The sequence below is a fragment of the Polynucleobacter sp. 30F-ANTBAC genome (assembly GCF_018882385.1).
Taxonomy (GTDB): domain Bacteria; phylum Pseudomonadota; class Gammaproteobacteria; order Burkholderiales; family Burkholderiaceae; genus Polynucleobacter.
Genome location: NZ_JACVON010000002.1, coordinates 253,185 through 273,711 on the forward strand (window position 1 = coordinate 253,185; position 20,527 = coordinate 273,711).

Genomic DNA, 20,527 nt, shown 5'->3' on the forward strand with positions numbered 1-20,527 from the left:
TTTAAGAAGCTAGTTTGCCAATATCTGCCACACGATTCATAAGACTATGGAGATTGGACAATAAGGCTAAGCGATTGTTTCTTAAAGCTGCATCGGGATCCATTACCATCACATCATTAAAGAATCGATCGATATCGTCCCTAAGTGTTGCAAATGCTTGAAGGGCATCTGTAAAGTGACCTTGCTCAAACGCTTGGGTAACCGAAGGCAAAATCGCATCCAATGCTTTGGCCAGTGATACTTCAGCCTCAACGGCGAGTAGTTTCTGATCCACGGCTTTAGGGATTTCAAAATCAACTTTTTTGAGAATGTTGCCAATACGTTTATTAGCAGCAGCTAGAACAGGTGCAGCATCTAGGCTGCTAAAGCGACGAACTGCTTCAAGCCTCTCTAAAACATCATCAAAAACTTGAGGATCTTGGCTCACAACTGATTCCACTTCGTTCGTGGAATAGGCTTTGCCATCCAAACTTTGATCTTTTAGATAAGCTCTTAGTCGATCCAAGATGAATTGATGAATCAGATCTAACTTGGCATTTTCTTTAACTTCAGCTTGATCAAATTGATCGAGCGCACCTTGGATCAATTGACGAATGTTGAGAGGTAATTTCTTTTCAAGCAAGATGCGGCAAATACCTAATGCGTGACGACGAAGTGCAAAGGGATCCTTTTCACCCGTTGGCGCTAAACCAATACCCCATATGCCGACTAAAGTTTCTAATTTATCAGCTAAAGCTAGAATCGTTCCTGTATCTGTTTGCGGTAGTGCATCACCAGCAAAACGGGGAGCATAGTGCTCCATGCAAGCGGCTGCAACATCCGGATGTTCTTTGTCATTGAGGGCGTAGTAGCGCCCCATCACCCCTTGTAACTCAGGGAATTCACCCACCATATCGGTTAGCAAGTCTGCTTTAGCAAGCTTGGCAGCTCGCTCTGCTAAAGAGATGTCGACGTTGGGCTGACTGGTTTTTAGTTGGTGCGCAATCAAACTGGCAATCTTAGTAACGCGCTCTGTTCGCTCAAGTTGAGTACCAAGTTTGTTGTGGTAAACAACTTTAGACAATAAGGCAGTTCTATCAATTAATGATTTTTTACGATCTTGTTCGTAAAAGAACTTGGCATCAGCTAAGCGCGGTCTAACAACTCGTTCATTACCTGAAATGATTGCTTCTGGCGTTTTTGTTTCGATGTTAGAAACAATCAAGAATTGATGAGATAACTTGCCGTTGGCATCTGTCATCGCAAAGTACTTTTGATTGGTTTGCATAGTCAGAATGAGACATTCTTGAGGAACAGTTAAATACTCTTCTTCAAATTGACAGGTGTAAACCACTGGCCACTCAACTAGCGAGCAAACTTCTTCAAGCAATGACTCTGGCATTAAGACTTGTTTGCCTTGAGAGGCATTGGTTAGTGCGGCGCGCATGGTTTGTAGGCGCTCATCAAAGCTAGCAAGCACCTTTCCAGAGTTTCTCAAGGTTTCAAGATACTGATCAGCATGCTCAATTTTGATGGAGCCACTAGATAGGAAGCGATGACCTTGTGTTGTATTTCCAGAATCTAACCCAAGGGCTTTAACAGCTATAAGATTCGAGCCATGAAGTGCCAATAAGCCGTGTGCAGGTCTTACAAATTCAACATCTTGAACTTGTTCAGTGCCTGGTGCGATTTGGTAACGCATAACTTTAGGAATTGGCAGCTTGCTAATAGTCAACTCAATAGCGGTTTGCAAACCTTTTGATAATTCAACGCCAGGAACATCAACTGTCAGATAGAAGGTTTCTGCTTTATCAGTTCCCTGTCTTTCAAGTGCACTAATAGGTGTGTCTGGGTAGCCTAGAGAGGCCAGCTTTTTTAATAGGGGAGCGGTTGCTTGACCTGCGCTGTCAAGCGCAATAGATACGGGCAACAATTTCTCTTGAGCGCGCCGATCAGGTGCCTTAACCAGCACCTCCGAAATATGAACTGCCAAACGTCGAGGGGTTGCAAAGCTTGTTGTAACGCTCGCGTCGCTTAAGAGCCCTTGGCTTTTTAGTGATTGAGTGATGCCTTCTGAAAAACTTTGCCCTAATTTTTTTAATGCTTTAGGAGGTAGCTCTTCAGTTAAAAGTTCTAGCAATAATGGAGCTTGGTTCATTTTTTACCCCCATCTTTTTGACACATGGGGAATCCTAGTTTTTCACGAGACTCGTAATAAGCCTGCGCTACGCTGCGAGAGAGGTTACGGATACGACCAATATAAGCGGCACGCTCAGTGACGGAGATGGCGCCACGCGCATCTAAAAGATTGAATGTGTGCGCTGCTTTTAAAACCATTTCATAGGCCGGAAGCGCTAAAGGAATCTCCATCAAGCGCTTGGCTTCACTTTCGTAGTTATTGAATTGCTGGAATAACAAGTCTGCATTGGAGTATTCGAAGTTGTAGGTAGACTGCTCGACTTCATTTTGATGGTAAACATCACCATAGCTGACACCATCAGTCCAAACCAAGTCGTAAACGTTTTCAACTTTTTGAAGGTACATGGCTAAGCGCTCAAGGCCGTAGGTGATCTCCCCCAAAATAGGTTTGCAATCAATACCGCCCACTTGTTGGAAGTAGGTGAATTGGGTTACTTCCATACCATTGAGCCAAACTTCCCAACCAAGCCCCCATGCTCCAAGAGTTGGGTTTTCCCAGTCGTCTTCCACAAAGCGAATATCGTTTTGCTTTAAATCAAGACCTAATGCTTCAAGACTTCCCAAATACAAATCAAGAATATTTTCAGGGGCGGGTTTTAAAACTACCTGATACTGGTAGTAATGCTGTAAGCGATTCGGGTTTTCGCCATAACGACCATCTTTGGGGCGTCTTGAGGGCTGCACATAAGCAGCCTTCCAAGGCTCTGGCCCGAGAGATCTTAAAAATGTGGCGGTATGGGATGTACCGGCCCCAACTTCTAAGTCAACAGGCTGAAGTAGGGCGCAACCTTGTTGGTCCCAATAGTTTTGAAGTGTAAGAATGACTTGCTGAAAGGTAAGCATATGATAGGTTTCCTGAACCCCACGATTTTACCTTTCTTAAGAGGATTTAGACCACTTTTTAGTTTGATGCCAGCTAAGAACTAAGATTCCCATCGAAAGTAGCAAAATAGGCATGTTGCCCCACTCCACATAAGGGGTTATCCCAGAGTAAGCCTGGACATGATTTTTAAGGATGGTTTGCTGAAATTCAGGCAGTTGCGTAACGATCTGTCCTTCATGATTGATGATCGCCGTAATTCCTGTGTTGGTGGCTCTTAGGGTGGGGATTCTGGTTTCCATCGAGCGTAGCTGAGCCAGTCTTAATTGTTGCTCCGAAGCTTGACTATCACCAAACCAAGCCAAGTTGGTGAGGTTAATCCATAAATGATGTTTGCTGGAAGCATCCCTTTGTCTGGCTGCTATTTCATCGCCAAAGACGTCTTCATAACAGATCATGATGCCGGCAGAAATGAACTCTGTGCCATGCTCAATCACAAACGGCGCTTGATTTTTTGGTCCTCGATGAAAATTACCAAGAGGCATTTGCATCGCATCCACAAACCAATGAAACCCCCAAGGGATAAATTCACCAAAAGGCACTAAATGGCTTTTGTCGTATTTGTAGTGTTCTTTATTGGCTTGAAGCCCTAATGCTGAATTGGAGTACTGTCCTGAAGAGCTTTTACCCACAATGCCTAAAAGAATATTCTTCTTGGAATTGTTTTTATGCAAATCTGTAAAAAATGATTCCGGAATAAATTCATGAGGAACTGGAAGAGCCGTCTCGGGTGCAATGACCAAGGTACTTTTTTGTTCCTCAATCACTTGCTTATAAAAATCAATTTGCGTTTGTAAATGTTGAGGGTTGAACTTTAAGGTTTGGGGAAAGTTGCCCTGAATAAGAGTTACTTCAATGGGCTCGCCGATGGGTTTGGTAAAAGGTATGAGCCCTAGAATCTGGCTAAATGAAATAAAAGAAATAACAACAATAAATTTTGCGGAAATAGTTTTTTTACTTTGAGTGATAAAGCTGGCAGTAACCAGTACAGCCCATGTGCAAGCTAAACCCCCTGCAATTGGAGCCCATGCGAAAAAAGGTCCATCTACTTGAGTTTCTGCAATACCGGCCCAAGGAAATCCTGTGAATAGTTGCCCTCTTAACCATTCAAAAATAGTCCATAAGCTAGCAATACTCAGAACTCTCCAAAGAGGTTGTTGGATATAAGACGATAATTTGAGCGCTAAGGCAGGGAATAGAGCCAAGTATGCTGATAAAGCAACTACAGCAAAGACCGCTAAAGGCGCCACCATGCCGCCAACGTCGTGCAGGCTGATGAAGATCCACCATAAGGCATTGGAGAAATAACCTAGTCCAAATAGCCAACCATTTTTAAATAAATATTTATCTTGGAAGATATGGTGAAGCAAGAAAGCTAAGGTTGGAACGATCAGCCATCCTCCATAGGGCAGCTCTACTATCCAAGAGCATGCACTACCTACAAGGAAAAATAGAAGTGCTTTGATCAATTATTTTTCAGCAGTTGTGGGCGAAATGGGGCTGGCTAGAAGAACGTGAACTTGACGCGCATCAGCCCGCTGAACTTCAAAATGCGTATTGTCAATATTGAGCGATTCGCCTTTATGAGGAACGCGACCTAATTTTTTAAGTATGAACCCAGCGAGCGTGTCGTTGTCCTCGTCTTCGAAAGAAGTTTTGAGAACTTCATTCACTTGATCTAACTCGGTAATACCACGAATTCTAAACTTGCCATCTTCTAAGCTGATGATGTTGTCTTCGATGTCGTCGGTGTCATGTTCATCTTCGATATCACCAACAATCTGCTCTAAGACATCTTCAATGGTTACAAGACCGGCGACACCGCCGTACTCATCCACCACAATAGCAATGTGATTGCGATGATCGCGGAAATCTCTTAAAAGGACGCTTAAGCGCTTCGATTCTGGAATGAAAACCGCGGGTCTTAACCAATCTCTTAGCTGGAAATCTTCCTCTTGAGAGTGTCTGAGTAAATCTTTGGCAAGCAAAATGCCAATCACGTTATCTCTGTTATTTTCGTAAACCGGGAAGCGTGAATGAGCTGCGCGGATCACTTCGGCGATGGTGTCTTCAATCGTGCTGTTGATATCGATCCAATCAATCTGAGCTCGCGGAATGAGGATGTCTCTGGCGGCTAACTCGCCTACCTGAAAAACACCTTCAATCATGGATAGGGCATCAGCATCAATTAAGCCATCTGCTTGGGCTTCTTTGAGTGTCTCTAAAAGCTCAACCCTTCTCTCGGATGGAGTGGCTGGGGTTGGCGTTAGCAGATTAGCTAAACGTTCTAATAGGGTTTGGGGCTCAGGTTCTATTGTCATATAGGGTAAGAATAACGCATTTTTGTTAAATTAAATGTAGGGGTTGCCCTGCTTTAATTTTTTTAAAATCGCTACTTCTAGCTCTTCCATGGCCTCAGCTTCTACTTCATCTTCATGATCAAAGCCTTGGGCATGGAGTGTGCCGTGCACAATGAGATGGATGAGGTGCTGTTCGACGACCTTTTTTTGTTCTTTGGCTTCTTTTTCTACAACAGGCAAACAGATCACAATGTCAGCAATCACTTCATTGGATTCTGGCGCCAAGTCATAAGGGAAGGTTAGAACATTGGTGGCGTAATCTTTGTGTCGATAGGTCGAGTTGAGCTTTTTACCTTCTGCCTGACCCACAAACCTCAAGGTGATCGAAGCATCATTTTGTAATGCCGCCTTCACCCATTTTTTTGCTTTCAACGTGGTAATGACTTCTTCCCACTTCTCTTGAAGTTTGGCAGTACCAAACTGAACATCTAAATTCAAACGCTTTGTTTTTGTAATCATTGCAGCACCAATTCTCCACGAAGAGAATGAGGTAGAGCTTCGGTGTACGTCACCGCAGTCAATTTTCCGATTAAACGCTTCGCATGGTCGCTTTCAATCGCAATCAGTACAACGCGACCATTTTCAGTTCTTCCCTGGAGATGTTGCCCGTCTCGCGCCATACTTTCCATCATGACTCGCTCGGTTTTACCAACCATCTTTTGATTGATTTCTAAGACGTGCTCATCAATTTTGGCAACCAATTGTTTTAAGCGTTTATTTTTCACTTCAAGCGGTGTGTCATCTGGAAGATTGGCGGCCGGCGTACCAGGGCGCTCGCTATAAACAAAGCAATAACTGTTATCAAATTTAAGCTCTTCAACCAATTTCATTAATTGATTAAAGTCTTCATCCGTTTCACCCGGAAAGCCCACAATAAAGTCACTGGATAAAGTGATGTTGGGTCTGACAAGCTTTAGCTTTCTGATGAGGCTCTTGTATTCAAGAATCGTATAACCTCGCTTCATGCCTGCCAAAACACGATCAGATCCGTGTTGCACAGGCAGATGAAGATGATCGACTAACTGAGGTATTTTGGCGTACGCATCAATCAGTCTTTGAGTAAATTCTTTAGGATGGCTGGTGGTAAAACGGATTCGTTCAACTCCAGGGATTTCAGCCACATATTCAAGCAGCATGGCAAAGTCAGCAATCTCACTTGAGTTGCTCATAGTGCCACGATAAGCATTCACGTTTTGTCCAAGCAGATGTATTTCTTGGACGCCTTGTTGAGCAAGACCCGCTACTTCCGTTAGAACATCATCAAAGGGGCGAGATACTTCCTCACCCCTGGTATAGGGAACAACACAGTAAGTGCAGTACTTAGAGCATCCCTCCATGATGGACACATAGGCAGCACCACCTTCAACTTTGGCGGGAGGTAGGTTGTCAAATTTTTCAATTTCTGGAAAGCTGATATCGACTTGAGGGATGCCCGTTTTTCTCCGTTCGTTTATGAGTTCAGGCAGGCGGTGGAGTGTTTGTGGCCCAAAAACAATATCAACGTAGGGCGCTCTCGTCACAATGTGCTTGCCTTCTTGGCTGGCAACGCAACCACCCACACCAATTAATAAATCTGGTTTATTTGCTTTTAATTCTCGAAGGCGACCTAGATCTGAAAAAACTTTATCTTGAGCCTTTTCTCGAATAGAGCAAGTATTCAAAAGAATGATGTCGGCATCTTCAGGCGTATCTGTTTTAACAAGCCCCTGTTTGGCATTGAGTACATCGGCCATTTTGTCGGAGTCGTACTCATTCATTTGGCAGCCGAAGGTGCGGATATAGACTTTTTTCATATAAACGCTATTTTACGTGCTTTAAAGTAAAAAACCGCTCAAGGAGCGGTTCTTCGTGCTTTTTAGGCTTGGATCAATTAAGGTTTGATGTAAGCGAAGCGCTCTCTTGACTGCAGTTGACCGACTCGGGCCACACCAGATGGCGTGAAATCAGCATCCATAATAAATTGATCTTTTTTCAAGCTGCGATTTTTAAGTGTGATTTCACAGATTTCAAATCGAACTCCGCGCGCTTTTAATGCTCCAACTAAGGGAGCGTAATCAATATTTGGGTTTTTAGCGTCTTTTGCGCCATCCATTAAGAAATCAATGCCATTAGCATGTGTCACCACAATGATTTTAGTTTCAGGTGCAATATCTAAATGGTTGCGGATGTTTCTTAAGCCTTTCGTGGCTTGAACTGAGGCATCGTCGATGTGGTAAACAATCTTATCTTCAGCCATTGAGAGTGATGAAAAGCCTAGAAAGATCACTGCAAGTGTTGTTCTGATAAATGATGACATGTTGATCCTCTTTAAATTATTGCTATTTGGGTGTGACGAGGATACACCCCGGTCTTAGAAAAGAAAATAGCCCACAGAGGTGGGCTATTGGGTATTTGGTGGCGAATCAGGGATTCGAACCCCGGACCTGCGGATTATGATTCCGTCGCTCTAACCGGCTGAGCTAATTCGCCAAAGACGGGAAGTATAGCTTATTTTCATTTTTCCACCTAGATTTAGACTGGATTTGGGGTTTCCGTCTATTACGGGTGGGTTATGACACCTCTGCCAATGGCAAATTAATCAACAAGTTCTGAGGTTTAAATTTCAGGCACTTATCCGAATCATGGGCCATAGCAAGATAGATAGGTTTACCAGCAACCTCTTTCATCATGCGACCTTGATCAATGAACTCAAGTTTGAATAAGCATAGAACCTGTGCCAATTTCGAGTTGTCGACAGCATGTCCCTTATAGAGCGCATTCAAAATTTCTGTGGCGGTCACATCAAGACCAATGTGCCAAGACCACTTGGAATCCGTAATTTGCCCTTGAGGGGTGATCTTGACTTTAATGCCATGGAAATGAGCAATCCACTTTTCAAGAAGTCTAGAAAGTGCCGCCATCCCATCTTGATCAAAGTTCAACTGTAGAACAAAGTTACGACTTTCATTTTGCTCCCAGTATTCGCTTGAATTATCTGTGGTCAACACATCAAGATCGATGGTTCTAAGAGGTACGGCATTTTGTTTCAATAGTTCACCAATGCTGCCAAAGCCACCTGTTTCAGCATATTTTTCAACCGTTTCTTGGTCGGCAGACATGATGTGACCATCATCGGTAATTGTTATTTTTTGAGTTCTAAATAGTAATTCAGCCGCTCTTGCGTCAAATGCAGATGGTTCTTCGCCTAATAGATGCTGGCAAAGTATTTGCGTGAGTTGATCCACAAATAAAGGTGGCACATCTACTCCGCCACCTTGAAATAAACTCAAGTAAAAGCTCTCAATGGATTTTGCTTGGACTAGCTTATCGCGAAATCTTAACCAGATCTCATAATTAACCTGGATGTCTTGGTCCGCCATTTTTTTGATTTCTGCATTCTCAATGGCTGCGCGCGGATTATCTAGCAACATTTGATGCACTCGCTGCTCTTGGGCGCAAGATTCCGGTATTAGTGCCAACTCAGGTCTATTGAGATAGGAACGTAAAAAGTCATCGGTAACGATAAGTTGACGATCCGCATTAATCGATAAATGTTGGTAATTGCTGTTGGGCCAGTATGTGCGCATAAATTTCTTTAAGAGTTATTTCAGCATTGTGCAATGAAAATAAAAAGTCTTAGATTGCCCGCTTAATTGACATGGTTAATACGAGATCATTATCAGGCCCTCGCGAAGCTTCGACTTGACTATTTTGAAGCTTATTTTCTTATGCTTCTTGGTTCACGCTATCATCTCTATAACTTAGATGGGAACAAACATGGACTATTTAATAATTTTTAGTATCAGCAACTTTTTAGCTTTATTTATTACGTATTTTTACCTTGTCAAAAAAGCAAAGGTTATCACCTTGGCTGCTTTAATGAAGGGTACTTGGATTTACGGAACGATTATCAGTATGTTGATTGCGATACCTTACTATCTATACGTTTAGTCACTGGCATAGATATTCACGTCTTTGGTTTCATGAATAAATAATGTGCCAATGACCAAGGTCATCCCAGCGATGATGATCGGATACCAAAGGCCGTAGTAAATATTGCCATTTTGGGCCACTAGTGCAAATGAGATCGTTGGCAATAATCCACCAAACCAGCCATTACCAATATGGTAAGGCAGCGACATTGATGTGTAGCGGATACGGGTGGGGAATAACTCAACCAAATAAGCTGCAATTGGTCCATAAACCATCGTGACTAAAATCACGAGATAAGTTAACAAGGTCAATACGGCTGGAATATTAATTTGGGCAGGATCGGCTTTAACAGGATAGCCCGCAACATTCAGGGCGTTACGGACCTCTCGCTTGAATCGCGTCTCCTCTGCCACTGCAGCAGCAGGGTTAAGCTTATTTAATGAATAAGCATCAATTTCTGTATCACCAATCTTGACTCTTGCCACCATGTCAACTGGTCCGGAAATTGTTTCATAGCTTGCCGAGTAGGATGCCATGACTTGTTTTGCAATATCGCAAGAGCTGGTGAATTTCGTCGTTTCAGTTGGGTTGAACTGAAAGGTGCATTCGTCTGCATTCACCGTGATGGTGGCTGGTGACATCGCCATGGCTTTTTCAAGTGCCGGATTAGCATAGTGAGTTAAGGCGTTAAACACAGATAGAGGTGTGTTGGGTATGTAAGTCACTATCGCCAATAGCAAACCTAACATGATGATTATTTTTCGCCCGATTCGATCGGATAGAGCGCCAAATACTATAAAAAACGGTGTGCCAATCACGAGCGCTCCTGCGATTAATAGATTGGCTGTTTTGGCATCTACCTTAAGGACTTGTATCAAAAAGAATAAAGCGTAGAACTGGCCTGTGTACCAAACCACCGCTTGGCCCGCCACTAATCCAAAGAGGGCTAAGAGAACAATTTTCATATTCTTCCAGCGGCCAAAGGCTTCAGTCAGCGGTGCGTTGGATGTTTTACCTTCCGCTTTCATTTTTTGGAAGGCAGGCGATTCATTCATTGATAAACGAATGTAAACAGATACAGCAAGCAAAACAATCGAGACTAGAAAAGGTATCCGCCATCCCCAATCCTCAAATGAAGGGCCGGTTAATTGCCGCGTAAATAGAATAACGAGCAAGGATAAAAATAAACCAAGTGAAGCAGTTGTCTGAATCCATGCTGTGTAAGCACCTCTTCTACCCTCTGGAGCATGTTCTGCAACATAGATAGCGGCACCGCCATATTCGCCACCCAGCGCTAAGCCTTGTAGCATTCGTAAACCAATCAAAATAGTAGGGGCTGCAATACCAATCATTTCGTAGTTGGGCAAAATGCCAACGACAAAAGTTGCTACACCCATGATTAAGATAGTGACTAAGAAAGTGTGTTTGCGACCAATCATGTCACCAAGTCGACCAAATAAAACCGCACCAAAAGGTCGAACTATAAAGCCAGCTGCAAACGCTAAAAGTGCAAAAATAAAAGCAGAACCATCATCGAGTCCGGCAAAAAACTGTTTGGCAATAATTGCGGCTAGAGAGCCGTATAAATAAAAGTCATACCACTCAAAAATCGTACCTAATGAAGATGCAAAAATGACTTTACGCTCTTCGGCAGTCATTGGTGCAGCTAAATTTTTAGCCATTATGGCTCTCCAGTAAAAACATATTTTTCAAATAAAAAACTAATCCCAGCATGATTATTTTAATCGCTTACTAACGGCTGACGATCAAGGGAAAATACTTATAAATCAGTGACTTTGCTGTTATTTTTTTCATACTGATGCATTTTATGGGCGTAGACCCAAACAATGAGCAAGTAGATGAATAGGGCTCCTTGAGCCCCCCACCAGTAAGTGAATTCCCAACCAAAAAATGAGAATCTTAGAATGTCAGGGGATAGCCCAACTAAAAGGGTGGTGATGAACCAGATCAAAATAAGAACTTGGGTCAGGCGCTTATTTTTAAGCCAAGTATTTTTCATTGTTTACCTGCTGGAAGATAGACCCTCATGCAAGTGCCGTATTTAGATCGATCGTCATCGTAAAAGTATTCTAGTATTTCTAGTTTGCCGCCATGCTGCGTGGCTATTTCTTTCACGATCGCAAGCCCCAAACCGCTACCCTCTACATCGCTACCTAACACTCGGTAGAAGCGCTCTAAAACTCGCTGGCGTTCTTCTGGAGGAATGCCTGGGCCTGTATCTTTAACTTCAATCACTAGAATGTTGGGTTGGTTAGAGTGTCTGACATTCACCGTGATGTGCCCATGAGGCGGCGTGTATTTAACCGCGTTATCAATGAGATTGTTAAAGAGTTCTTTGAGCATCACAGGATTACCAAAGATCTTTAATTCTTGCTCCGGTGTTTCATATCCTAAATCGATATTTTTTTCCCAGGCGGCATTGAGCCAATTTTTAGTGGCTTGTTCTGCTTCAACCGATAAATCGATCAGAATCTTTTCGCTGGTGTTTGTGATGTTTTCCATCCTAGCTAGAGATAGTAGTTGTTGCACTAATCGCGTGGCTCTCATGGAGCTGTCTGAAATTTGTTCTAGAGAGCGCTGAAGCTCTTCGGGGCTATTTTCACGTTGAGCTAATTCAGCCTGCATGCGAAGTCCTGCTAGAGGTGTTTTTAGTTGATGAGCCGCATCAGCAATGAAGCGTTTTTGAGAAAGGACGGAGTCTTCTAGCTGATATAAAACATCATTAAAGCTAGAAATCAAAGGCATGATTTCTTGAGGAGCAGCGCGTTCTTCGATCGGGCTGATGTCATCTACTCTGCGGTTTCTGATGCGGTTCTGTAGAGCATTCAGTGGCGCTAACCCTCGAGTGAGACCAAACCATACTAGGACAACCACAATCGGAAGAATGATGAACTGTGGCAGGATCACGCCTTTGATAATTTCATTAGCAAGCTGGGCTCTTTTTTCAAGAGTTTCTGCCACTTGTACAAGGATCACCTTGGATGTTTGATGGTTATCAAGCGTGACTTGAGTTGCAGCAATTCGAACTTCATCGCCAGAAATACGACTATCTCTAAAAGTAACAACACCAATTTGAAGCGGGTCACCCTCTATTGGTAGCGGTACATCTTTGTCTCCAGCGATCAGTTCACCGCTGTAGCCAATGACTTGAAAATAAATCGTATCGTTTTCATCAGCGCGAAGTATTTTTCGGGCTGCCATTGGTAGGGTCAGAGATATTTGACCATCTACTTGCTTGATTTGTTGTCCGATTGCTTGAACACTATTTTCTAAACTTCGATCAAAAGGAGCATTCGCAATAGATTGAGCAACAAGATAAGTAACTGCAATACTCATGGGCCACAAAAGCAAAAGTGGCGCTAGCATCCAATCTAATATCTCGCCAAATAGGGAGCTCGGAGCCTTTTCATTAGAACGAAGTTCATACGATTCCGGAGGTAGAAGTTTTTTGAGCTCCGCATCAACGGCGGGTTGAACATCTACCATAGGAGTGCTTAAGCGCTAGGCCCTTCGCTAGCCGGTGTAGCGGGTGCGGTCGGTGCTTGAAACTTTTCTAGGCAATAGCCCAGACCTCGGATCGTTGCAATTCTGATGCCGCCTACTTCAATTTTCTTGCGCAGACGATGGACGTAAACCTCAATAGCGTTATTACTGACTTCTTCACCCCATTCGCAAAGGTGATCGACTAATTGATCTTTTGATACCAAGCGGCCCACACGCTTAAGCAGCACTTCCAATAAACCAAGCTCTCTAGCAGATAACTCCAACATTTTTTCATCAATGTAGGCAACGCGACCCACTTGATCAAACTGCAGTGGACCATGTTTAACGACAGTTGGGCCTCCACCTGTACCGCGCCTTGTTAAAGCTCTGACGCGTGCTTCAAGTTCAGAAAGTGCAAAAGGTTTGGCCATGTAGTCATCAGCGCCATGATCTAGACCTTTGACGCGCTCTTCCGTCGAATCAGCAGCCGTCAAAATTAGTACCGGAAGCATGGAGCTTCTGGATCGAAGACGCTTTAAAACTTCCATACCGGACATTTTTGGCAGTCCTAGATCTAAAATTAATAGGTCAAAGGCTTGTGCGGATAGGGCCAAGTCTGCAGATTGACCGTCTTTAACGTGGTCCACAGCATAACCAGATTGTCGGAGTGAGCGTGTTAGCCCATCAGCGAGTACGCTATCGTCTTCAGCTATCAGTATTCTCATACGACCTTATCCGCAAAAACTTGCAAGTTAATAAAAATTTGCCGATTCCTACCGGCAAAATATAGAGTTCTAATCGATATTCTAGACGGGTATAAAAAATGCCTTGCACAGAATACTGTTTTTATATACAGTAATCACTGTAAATTAAAAATATACGATAAAAATACACCTAATTTTAAATAAGGACGATTATGGAAGACCATAAGAAGAAATCTGGATCTGCACCTGCTGACATCGATGGCATGAGCTCAGAAAAGCAAAAAGCCCTGAATGCAGCTCTTGCACAGATTGAAAAGCAGTTTGGTAAGGGCTCCATTATGCGTCTTGGCGACAGTGATATTGGCCAAGATATTCAAGTGGTATCAACGGGATCCCTTGGTTTAGATATCGCTTTAGGTGTGGGTGGTTTGGCTCGCGGTCGAGTTATTGAGATTTATGGTCCTGAGTCTTCAGGTAAGACAACTTTGACACTTCACGCCGTGGCAGAAATGCAAAAATTAGGCGGAACATGTGCCTTTATTGATGCCGAGCATGCCTTGGATGTGCAATATGCAGCCAAGTTAGGTGTTGATGTTAATAATTTATTGATTTCTCAGCCAGATACAGGTGAGCAGGCTTTGGAGATTGCTGACGCTCTCGTTCGCTCTGGTTCGATTGATTTGATCGTCATTGACTCAGTCGCTGCCTTGGTGCCTCGTGCTGAGATTGAAGGTGACATGGGTGATTCATTGCCAGGTTTACAAGCTCGTTTGATGAGTCAGGCATTGCGTAAGTTAACAGGCACGATCAAGCGCACTAATTCAATGGTGATCTTCATTAACCAAATTCGTATGAAGATTGGTGTGATGTTTGGATCTCCAGAAACAACTACTGGCGGTAATGCATTGAAGTTCTATGCATCGATGCGTTTAGATATTCGTCGTATTGGCAGTATTAAAAAGGGTGACGATATTGTTGGTAACGAAACGCGCGTTAAGGTGGTTAAGAATAAAGTATCGCCGCCATTCAGAGAGGCTATTTTCGACATCATGTATGGCGAAGGTATTTCTCGCCAAGGTGAAATTATTGATCTAGGTGTTGAGTGTGACATTGTTGAAAAATCAGGCGCTTGGTACAGCTATAAAGGCGATCGAGTGGGTCAAGGTAAAGACAATGCACGCGAGTTCTTGAAAGAGAATCCGGAAATTGCAAAAGAAATTGAAGCAAGGATTCGTGAGAAGTTGGGTGTTAAGGGCGGTGACGCCATTACTGCTAAAGAACCAGCTGATGCCTAAGCAGCCCGCTCCAAGCTTAATGGGGCGTGCTCTTAGATTCTTATCCAGAAGAGAGCATAGTCAACAAGAGCTTCGCAAGAAGCTCTTGCCTTATGCGGATTCTGAACAGGAATTAGATGATTTATTAGTCAAACTAGAAAAACAAAATTGGTTATCCGACCAACGCTTTGCCGAGGGTCTTGCAAGACGTAAATCAGAGCGATACGGCAGTCTTAAGATTGTTGAGGAATTAAAACAAAACGGCGTTGATCAAGAAACCGTTAGCCGTCTTAAGAATGACTTAAAAGAAAGTGATGCGCAACGCGCTCATGATTTATGGCAGAAGAAGTTCGACGGCGTGTCACCCGTGGATCAAAAAGATCGAGCCAAACAAATGCGTTATTTGGTTTCAAAGGGGTTCCCCTTGGACCAAGTTTCAAAAATTATTACAGGGCGCTACATGCCTTCCGATGATTAAATTAACTCATCCCCTAAGCTGATTTGTGCCTGAAGAGTGGATCAGTGAAAATACTTGAAATGATTGTTTTATAAGGCTTTGGATATCGATAAATGATAAAAATATCGAAAAAAGACCTAACACTTAGCGAAAAAGCGATAATAGAGGGCTAAGTTAGTAAAAAGCCGTAAAAGACAGAGTTAAGTAAGTTAAAAATATTAATATTTTGCGACTATTAAAGAGGGAGTCTCAATGAAGATCCATGAGTATCAAGGAAAAGAAATCCTACGTCAGTTCAATGTACCTGTACCAAACGGTATTCCAGCGCATAGCGTTGACGAGGCTGTTGAAGCAGCTAAAAAGTTAGGCGGTCCAGTATGGGTTGTCAAAGCACAGATTCATGCTGGTGGCCGTGGTAAAGGCGGCGGCGTTAAAGTAGCCAAGAGTCTTGATGAAGTCAAAACTTATGCATCTCAAATTATGGGTATGCAGTTAAAAACTCACCAAACCGGTCCTGAAGGTCAAAAAGTTCGCCGTTTATTAGTTGAAGATGGCGCTGACATCAAGAAAGAATATTACGTTGGTATTTTGACAGACCGTGCAACGCAATCAGTTGTTGTCATGGCGTCAAGCGAAGGCGGTATGGATATTGAAGAGGTTGCAGCTTCAACACCAGAGAAAATCATCAAAGTATTCGCAAACCCATTGATCGGTTTAACGGATGCTGATGCAGCTAAATTAGCCCAAGGAATTGGAGTTCCAGAAGCATCACAAGCGCAAGCTAAAGAAGTCCTACAAAACTTGTACAAAGTTTATATGGATACAGATGCATCATTGGTTGAGATCAATCCATTGATTCTTGAAGGTAACGGCGGCATTAAAGCCTTGGATGCTAAATTCAATTTTGACTCGAATGCATTGTTCCGTCATCCGGAAATCGTTGCTTACCGCGATTTGGATGAAGAGGATCCAGCTGAAGTTGAAGCCTCTAAATTTGACTTGGCCTACATTTCACTAGACGGCAATATCGGTTGTTTGGTCAATGGCGCAGGTTTGGCAATGGCAACAATGGATACGATCAAGTTGTTTGGTGGTGAGCCAGCTAACTTCTTGGACGTTGGTGGTGGTGCTACAGCAGAAAAAGTAACTGAAGCATTCAAAATCATGTTGAAGAATAAAGATGTTAAAGCTATTTTGGTTAACATTTTCGGCGGCATCATGAAGTGTGATGTGATCGCTGATGGTGTGATTACAGCCTGTAAAGCAGTGAACTTAAGTGTACCTTTGGTTGTGCGTATGAAAGGTACTAACGAAGATCTCGGTAAGAAAATGTTGGCTGAATCTGGCCTGCCGATTATTAGTGCAGACACGATGGCTGAAGCAGCGACTAAAGCTGTTGCAGCAGTTAAGTAAGCCTCAGGCCACGAAAGGAATTTAAATGTCTATTCTTATTAATAAAAACACACGAGTTATTACTCAAGGTATCACTGGCAAAACAGGTCAGTTCCACACTGAAAAGTGTCAAGAATACGCAAACGGCAAAGAATGTTTTGTTGCTGGCGTAAACCCTAAAAAAGCAGGCGAGAGAATTTTTGATATTCCTATTTACGCATCAGTGAAAGAAGCTGCTGCTGAAACAGGTGCAACAGTTTCAGTTATTTATGTGCCACCTGCTGGTGCAGCTGCTGCGATTTGGGAAGCCGTTGAAGCTGACTTAGATCTAGCAATTTGTATTACAGAAGGTATTCCTGTTCGCGATATGTTGGAAGTTCGTAACAGAATGGCTGCTAAAGAAGCTAAAGGCGGCAAAAAGACTTTGTTATTAGGTCCTAACTGCCCAGGCTTGATTACACCTGATGAAATCAAGATCGGCATTATGCCGGGTCATATTCACCGTAAAGGACGTATTGGTGTGGTTAGCCGTTCAGGAACATTGACGTATGAAGCAGTTGCTCAATTGACAGAAATTGGTCTTGGCCAATCTTCAGCAGTGGGTATCGGTGGCGACCCAATTAACGGTCTCAAGCATATTGATGTGATGAGAGCTTTTAATGATGATCCAGATACAGATGCGGTAATCATGATCGGTGAAATTGGCGGTCCTGATGAGGCTGAAGCAGCTCGTTGGTGCAAGGCTAATATGAAAAAACCAGTTGTTGGCTTTATTGCTGGTGTGACAGCTCCTGCAGGCAAGCGTATGGGGCACGCAGGTGCTTTGATCTCTGGTGGCGCTGATACGGCAGATGCCAAATTAGCCGTGATGGAAGAGTGTGGCTTTACAGTGACACGTAACCCTTCAGAAATGGGTAAATTACTTAAAGCATTGTTGTAATATTCGCTTTAGGGGCAAAAATAACGGGAGCCTAGCTCCCGTTTTTGTTTCATCAAAAACAAAATAATGAGGATGACATGGAATTTCTAGCAACGATTGATTGGGCTGTGATTGCTCAAATCATCATGATCGATATTTTATTGGGTGGTGATAATGCGGTGGTGATCGCATTGGCTTGCCGCAACTTGCATCCTAATCAACGACGAAGAGGCATTATGTGGGGCACTGCGGGTGCGATCATCTTGCGCATCGCCTTGGTAGCATTTGCGGTGACTTTATTGCAAATCCCATTCTTGAAGTTCACAGGTGGTATTTTGTTGTTGTGGATTGGTTACAAGTTGATGGTGCAATCAGAAGATGATGATGGCCATGAGCTGGAAGCCTCCGATAAATTGTGGGCGGCTGTTAAAACTATCATCGTGGCTGATATTGCGATGAGCGTAGATAACGTGATCGCCATTGCAGGAGCGGCTGGTCAAGTCGATGCTGCTCATCACCAATTTGGATACATTGTGTTTGGTTTATTAGTTTCAATTCCATTAATCGTGGGTGGTAGCCAGATCGTTCTCTATTTGATTGATCGTTTCCCATGGATTGTGACTTTGGGTGCTGGCTTGTTAGGATGGATTGCGGGCGGAATGATTTTCTCTGATCCAGGCTTAATTAAGTACCTTGGTGCTGGCATTGAGAACTATGGAACCGTAGCAGGTGTTGTGGCTGCTTTGGCAGTCATGGGCTATGGTGAAGTGATGAAAAGACAATTGAAAAAGAAGAAATAATTTTCTGTTGTTTTGATTCAAAACAAAAACCAGAAGTTTCTGACAAACTAATCAGCTCTCTTGGTAGGTATCATCTGACATGATGGTGCCTTACCAACGAGAGGACTGAAATGATCGAAAAAAAGAAGCGAATTTTGAAAAATAAAAACGGTTTTACCCTGATTGAAATCATGGTGGTGATTGCCATCATTGGCATCCTTGCTGCGCTAGCGGTGCCAAAGTATCAGGACTACATTGCTAAAACTCGCATTGCTGAAGGTTTGAGTTTGGCAGCGGCAGCAAAGCTAGCTATTACTGAGGTTTACTCTGGTAAGGGTGCTACAGATATGAGTGAAGCCACTCAAGAAACCTTCAAGAGTGCAACAACGCATAGCGTTAAAGAGGTGAAGATTGAAAAGACTGGCGCGATCACTGTTGTTTATCAATCCAGTGTTGCCCCTGAAGGCTCAAATATCCTAAATATCATACCTGTTAATAATGCTAGTTCTGATGTGATTGAAGCCGTAGACTTAAGTAGCGGCAAGTCACAGCCATGGGCTGGCATTTGGTCCTGTAAATCTCCTGCAACAACTTTGCCGCAAAAATTATTGCCAGCTGATTGTAAGTAAGTTAGAGCAGTAGTCAAAAACAAAAAGGGTATGCAGTGCATACCCTTTTTTAATTTTTCTTCAATGCATATCTTAAGTTTCAGCAAATAAAGGCTATTATTTAGTTAAATTGATATTGTTAGAATGAATTAAGTCGCTCTTTATTTTGGGAGTGAGTCACTTATAGATCGGTAAAAGATGAAAATAGTTAATAACTTTCAGTTAGGTATTGCGAAGTTTTTAAGAACGCTATTGCTTGGTATTTTGGTATCAGCAAATGGTGCTGCTTTTGCTGATATAAGTGCAATTAGGGATGTTAATGAAAAAATTACTGTGTTGCTCTCATCTCAACATCTTGATTACAAAGAATATCAAGGTGGTGAAATTTCTAATAGCGAAAAAGGCGCATTGCCAGGCATAGAGATATCTGTCCCCTTAGTAAAAAATTACATGTTTGATCATGAGTATCTGAAGTTAAATCTATCTGGATACAAAGGTCAGACTGACTATGTTGGGCAGTATATGGTTGGGGGCTCTGGCTATGGGTCCGTTCGTACTAAAGATAATGCCAGAATCACAAACTATGGCTTGAAATATCAGAAGGGTTTTGAGATTGGCTCCCAAACTCTAGTTTCTCCATATTTTGAGGTCAGCAGTCGAAATTGGCTTAGAGGACTTAATACCTATGATGAAACTTATCAGCACTCATATTACGGCCTTGGTTTGGTTGGGCAGGTAGCCTTGACTAATTACTTGGTGGTCTCAATGGATGCTTTATATGGAAAAACATTTAACTCTAGGATTGAGGCAAGAGGTGCGGTGAACTTTTCAGCCCCATTGGGTAATTCTAGTTACTCAAAATTAGGCTTAGGAGCAAATTATTTATTTACAAAATATTTATTTGGTCAGATAGAAGTTTCTAAAATCAATTTTGATTATGGGCAATCGATTCCAAATAATGGGTTTTATGAGCCGGACAGCACAACTAAGTCAACTTTTTATAAGTTGGGTATTGGGTTGAGATTTTGATAACTGGATAACAAGTTACTCTGCAACCCAAGTGCCAGACTTGCCACCACTCTTCTCAAGTAACTTCACTTCTTTGATCACCATGCCACGGTCTACGGCTTTGCACATGTCATAAATGGTGAGTAAGCCGACTTGGACGCCTGTGAGGGCCTCAATCTCAACACCAGTTTGCCCGACAGTTTCTGTGGTGACTGTGCATTGAATGCTGGAGGTTTTTTCATCCGTTTGGAACTCTACAGCGACACGGGTGAGTGCAATAGGATGGCATAAAGGAATCAAATCAGGACTTCTTTTCGTGGCTTGAATCGCCGCTATTCTGGCGATACCAATCACATCCCCTTTTTTATGAGAGCCTGAAACAACCATGTCAAATGTGCTTTTTTGCATTTGAATGCTGCCAGTTGCAGTAGCAATACGATGTGTATGGGCTTTTTGCCCAACATCAACCATGTGGGCTTGGCCACTTTCATCAAAATGAGTTAACTTATTCATGGGTGATTTGTACCATAATTGAGGATATGAGTAAGAAAA

20 protein-coding genes and 1 tRNA gene are annotated in these 20,527 nt (G+C 42.8%); 7 read left to right on the top strand and 14 right to left on the bottom strand.

What is annotated here, in order from left to right; translation table 11 throughout:
• Nucleotide 1: 1 nt before the first annotated feature.
• The 13 genes from glyS to ICN28_RS06970 form a co-directional block, all read right to left on the bottom strand.
• Complete coding sequence (gene glyS, locus ICN28_RS06910) at nt 2-2,137, bottom strand: glycine--tRNA ligase subunit beta (RefSeq protein ID WP_216287330.1); 2,136 nt, start codon at nt 2,135-2,137, stop codon at nt 2-4.
• Nucleotides 2,134-3,021, bottom strand: a complete 888-nt coding sequence (glyQ, locus tag ICN28_RS06915) for a glycine--tRNA ligase subunit alpha (protein WP_216287332.1) — start codon at nt 3,019-3,021, stop codon at nt 2,134-2,136. Before glyQ ends, glyS begins: the two co-directional genes overlap by 4 nt.
• A 36-nt stretch (nt 3,022-3,057) precedes the next feature.
• Nucleotides 3,058-4,527 (bottom strand): apolipoprotein N-acyltransferase, encoded by a 1,470-nt coding sequence (lnt, locus tag ICN28_RS06920; protein WP_216287333.1) that lies wholly within the window; start codon nt 4,525-4,527, stop codon nt 3,058-3,060.
• The gene (locus ICN28_RS06925; RefSeq protein WP_216287334.1) at nt 4,528-5,379 is read right to left on the bottom strand and encodes an HlyC/CorC family transporter; all 852 of its coding nucleotides are present in this window, start codon (nt 5,377-5,379) and stop codon (nt 4,528-4,530) included.
• A gap of 30 nt (nt 5,380-5,409) precedes the next feature.
• On the bottom strand, nt 5,410-5,877 hold the full coding sequence (ybeY, locus tag ICN28_RS06930; RefSeq protein ID WP_216287335.1) for an rRNA maturation RNase YbeY: 468 nt from the start codon (nt 5,875-5,877) through the stop codon (nt 5,410-5,412).
• Nucleotides 5,874-7,211 carry a tRNA (N6-isopentenyl adenosine(37)-C2)-methylthiotransferase MiaB gene (gene miaB / locus ICN28_RS06935; protein WP_216287336.1) on the bottom strand — a complete coding sequence of 446 codons (1,338 nt, stop codon included), beginning with the start codon at nt 7,209-7,211 and terminating at the stop codon, nt 5,874-5,876. The genes ybeY and miaB overlap by 4 nt, the downstream gene beginning before the upstream one ends.
• A gap of 77 nt (nt 7,212-7,288) precedes the next feature.
• Complete coding sequence (locus ICN28_RS06940) at nt 7,289-7,714, bottom strand: DsrE family protein (protein ID WP_216287337.1); 426 nt, start codon at nt 7,712-7,714, stop codon at nt 7,289-7,291.
• A gap of 96 nt (nt 7,715-7,810) precedes the next feature.
• Nucleotides 7,811-7,887: transfer RNA gene (locus ICN28_RS06945), tRNA-Met, on the bottom strand.
• Between the two features lie 80 nt (nt 7,888-7,967).
• Nucleotides 7,968-8,984 carry a DUF6352 family protein gene (locus ICN28_RS06950; protein WP_216287338.1) on the bottom strand — a complete coding sequence of 339 codons (1,017 nt, stop codon included), beginning with the start codon at nt 8,982-8,984 and terminating at the stop codon, nt 7,968-7,970.
• A 360-nt stretch (nt 8,985-9,344) separates the two neighbouring features.
• Nucleotides 9,345-11,012 carry an MFS transporter gene (locus ICN28_RS06955; RefSeq protein ID WP_255536176.1) on the bottom strand — a complete coding sequence of 556 codons (1,668 nt, stop codon included), beginning with the start codon at nt 11,010-11,012 and terminating at the stop codon, nt 9,345-9,347.
• Nucleotides 11,013-11,110: 98 nt separating this feature from the next.
• On the bottom strand, nt 11,111-11,350 hold the full coding sequence (locus tag ICN28_RS06960) for a sodium/substrate symporter small subunit (RefSeq protein WP_216287340.1): 240 nt from the start codon (nt 11,348-11,350) through the stop codon (nt 11,111-11,113).
• Complete coding sequence (locus tag ICN28_RS06965) at nt 11,347-12,837, bottom strand: sensor histidine kinase (RefSeq protein ID WP_216287342.1); 1,491 nt, start codon at nt 12,835-12,837, stop codon at nt 11,347-11,349. The genes ICN28_RS06960 and ICN28_RS06965 overlap by 4 nt, the downstream gene beginning before the upstream one ends.
• Nucleotides 12,838-12,845: 8 nt before the next feature.
• On the bottom strand, nt 12,846-13,559 hold the full coding sequence (locus ICN28_RS06970) for a response regulator transcription factor (protein ID WP_216287344.1): 714 nt from the start codon (nt 13,557-13,559) through the stop codon (nt 12,846-12,848).
• A 191-nt stretch (nt 13,560-13,750) separates the two neighbouring features.
• Between ICN28_RS06970 and recA the strand changes: the two genes are divergently transcribed.
• From recA to ICN28_RS07005, 7 genes are all read left to right on the top strand, one after another.
• Nucleotides 13,751-14,833, top strand: a complete 1,083-nt coding sequence (gene recA / locus ICN28_RS06975; protein WP_216287346.1) for a recombinase RecA — start codon at nt 13,751-13,753, stop codon at nt 14,831-14,833.
• On the top strand, nt 14,826-15,290 hold the full coding sequence (gene recX, locus ICN28_RS06980; RefSeq protein ID WP_216287348.1) for a recombination regulator RecX: 465 nt from the start codon (nt 14,826-14,828) through the stop codon (nt 15,288-15,290). The genes recA and recX overlap by 8 nt, the downstream gene beginning before the upstream one ends.
• A 231-nt stretch (nt 15,291-15,521) precedes the next feature.
• A complete protein-coding gene (sucC, locus tag ICN28_RS06985) occupies nt 15,522-16,682 on the top strand; it encodes an ADP-forming succinate--CoA ligase subunit beta (protein ID WP_216287349.1) in 1,161 nt (386 codons plus the stop codon).
• A 25-nt stretch (nt 16,683-16,707) separates the two neighbouring features.
• Nucleotides 16,708-17,601: a succinate--CoA ligase subunit alpha gene (gene sucD / locus ICN28_RS06990; RefSeq protein WP_216287350.1), complete on the top strand. Its 894-nt coding sequence runs from the start codon at nt 16,708-16,710 to the stop codon at nt 17,599-17,601.
• Between the two features lie 77 nt (nt 17,602-17,678).
• A complete protein-coding gene (locus ICN28_RS06995; RefSeq protein ID WP_216287351.1) occupies nt 17,679-18,380 on the top strand; it encodes a TerC family protein in 702 nt (233 codons plus the stop codon).
• A gap of 134 nt (nt 18,381-18,514) precedes the next feature.
• On the top strand, nt 18,515-18,988 hold the full coding sequence (locus ICN28_RS07000; RefSeq protein ID WP_216287352.1) for a pilin: 474 nt from the start codon (nt 18,515-18,517) through the stop codon (nt 18,986-18,988).
• A 177-nt stretch (nt 18,989-19,165) separates the two neighbouring features.
• Nucleotides 19,166-19,996, top strand: coding sequence for a hypothetical protein (locus tag ICN28_RS07005; protein WP_216287353.1), 831 nt, complete (start codon nt 19,166-19,168; stop codon nt 19,994-19,996).
• A gap of 15 nt (nt 19,997-20,011) precedes the next feature.
• Here ICN28_RS07005 and moaC read toward each other — a convergent pair whose 3' ends face one another.
• A complete protein-coding gene (moaC, locus tag ICN28_RS07010) occupies nt 20,012-20,488 on the bottom strand; it encodes a cyclic pyranopterin monophosphate synthase MoaC (protein ID WP_216287354.1) in 477 nt (158 codons plus the stop codon).
• Nucleotides 20,489-20,527 lie beyond the last annotated feature (39 nt).

Coding starts and splice junctions, on each gene's coding strand:
- glyS (WP_216287330.1), bottom strand. CDS start 2,137: ATGAACCAAGCTCCATTATTGCTAGAACTTTTAACTGAAGAGCTACCT.
- glyQ (WP_216287332.1), bottom strand. CDS start 3,021: ATGCTTACCTTTCAGCAAGTCATTCTTACACTTCAAAACTATTGGGAC.
- ICN28_RS06925 (WP_216287334.1), bottom strand. CDS start 5,379: ATGACAATAGAACCTGAGCCCCAAACCCTATTAGAACGTTTAGCTAAT.
- ybeY (WP_216287335.1), bottom strand. CDS start 5,877: ATGATTACAAAAACAAAGCGTTTGAATTTAGATGTTCAGTTTGGTACT.
- miaB (WP_216287336.1), bottom strand. CDS start 7,211: ATGAAAAAAGTCTATATCCGCACCTTCGGCTGCCAAATGAATGAGTAC.
- ICN28_RS06940 (WP_216287337.1), bottom strand. CDS start 7,714: ATGTCATCATTTATCAGAACAACACTTGCAGTGATCTTTCTAGGCTTT.
- ICN28_RS06950 (WP_216287338.1), bottom strand. CDS start 8,984: ATGCGCACATACTGGCCCAACAGCAATTACCAACATTTATCGATTAAT.
- ICN28_RS06955 (WP_255536176.1), bottom strand. CDS start 11,012: ATGGCTAAAAATTTAGCTGCACCAATGACTGCCGAAGAGCGTAAAGTC.
- ICN28_RS06960 (WP_216287340.1), bottom strand. CDS start 11,350: ATGAAAAATACTTGGCTTAAAAATAAGCGCCTGACCCAAGTTCTTATT.
- ICN28_RS06965 (WP_216287342.1), bottom strand. CDS start 12,837: ATGGTAGATGTTCAACCCGCCGTTGATGCGGAGCTCAAAAAACTTCTA.
- ICN28_RS06970 (WP_216287344.1), bottom strand. CDS start 13,559: ATGAGAATACTGATAGCTGAAGACGATAGCGTACTCGCTGATGGGCTA.
- recA (WP_216287346.1), top strand. CDS start 13,751: ATGGAAGACCATAAGAAGAAATCTGGATCTGCACCTGCTGACATCGAT.
- recX (WP_216287348.1), top strand. CDS start 14,826: ATGCCTAAGCAGCCCGCTCCAAGCTTAATGGGGCGTGCTCTTAGATTC.
- sucC (WP_216287349.1), top strand. CDS start 15,522: ATGAAGATCCATGAGTATCAAGGAAAAGAAATCCTACGTCAGTTCAAT.
- sucD (WP_216287350.1), top strand. CDS start 16,708: ATGTCTATTCTTATTAATAAAAACACACGAGTTATTACTCAAGGTATC.
- ICN28_RS06995 (WP_216287351.1), top strand. CDS start 17,679: ATGGAATTTCTAGCAACGATTGATTGGGCTGTGATTGCTCAAATCATC.
- ICN28_RS07005 (WP_216287353.1), top strand. CDS start 19,166: ATGAAAATAGTTAATAACTTTCAGTTAGGTATTGCGAAGTTTTTAAGA.
- moaC (WP_216287354.1), bottom strand. CDS start 20,488: ATGAATAAGTTAACTCATTTTGATGAAAGTGGCCAAGCCCACATGGTT.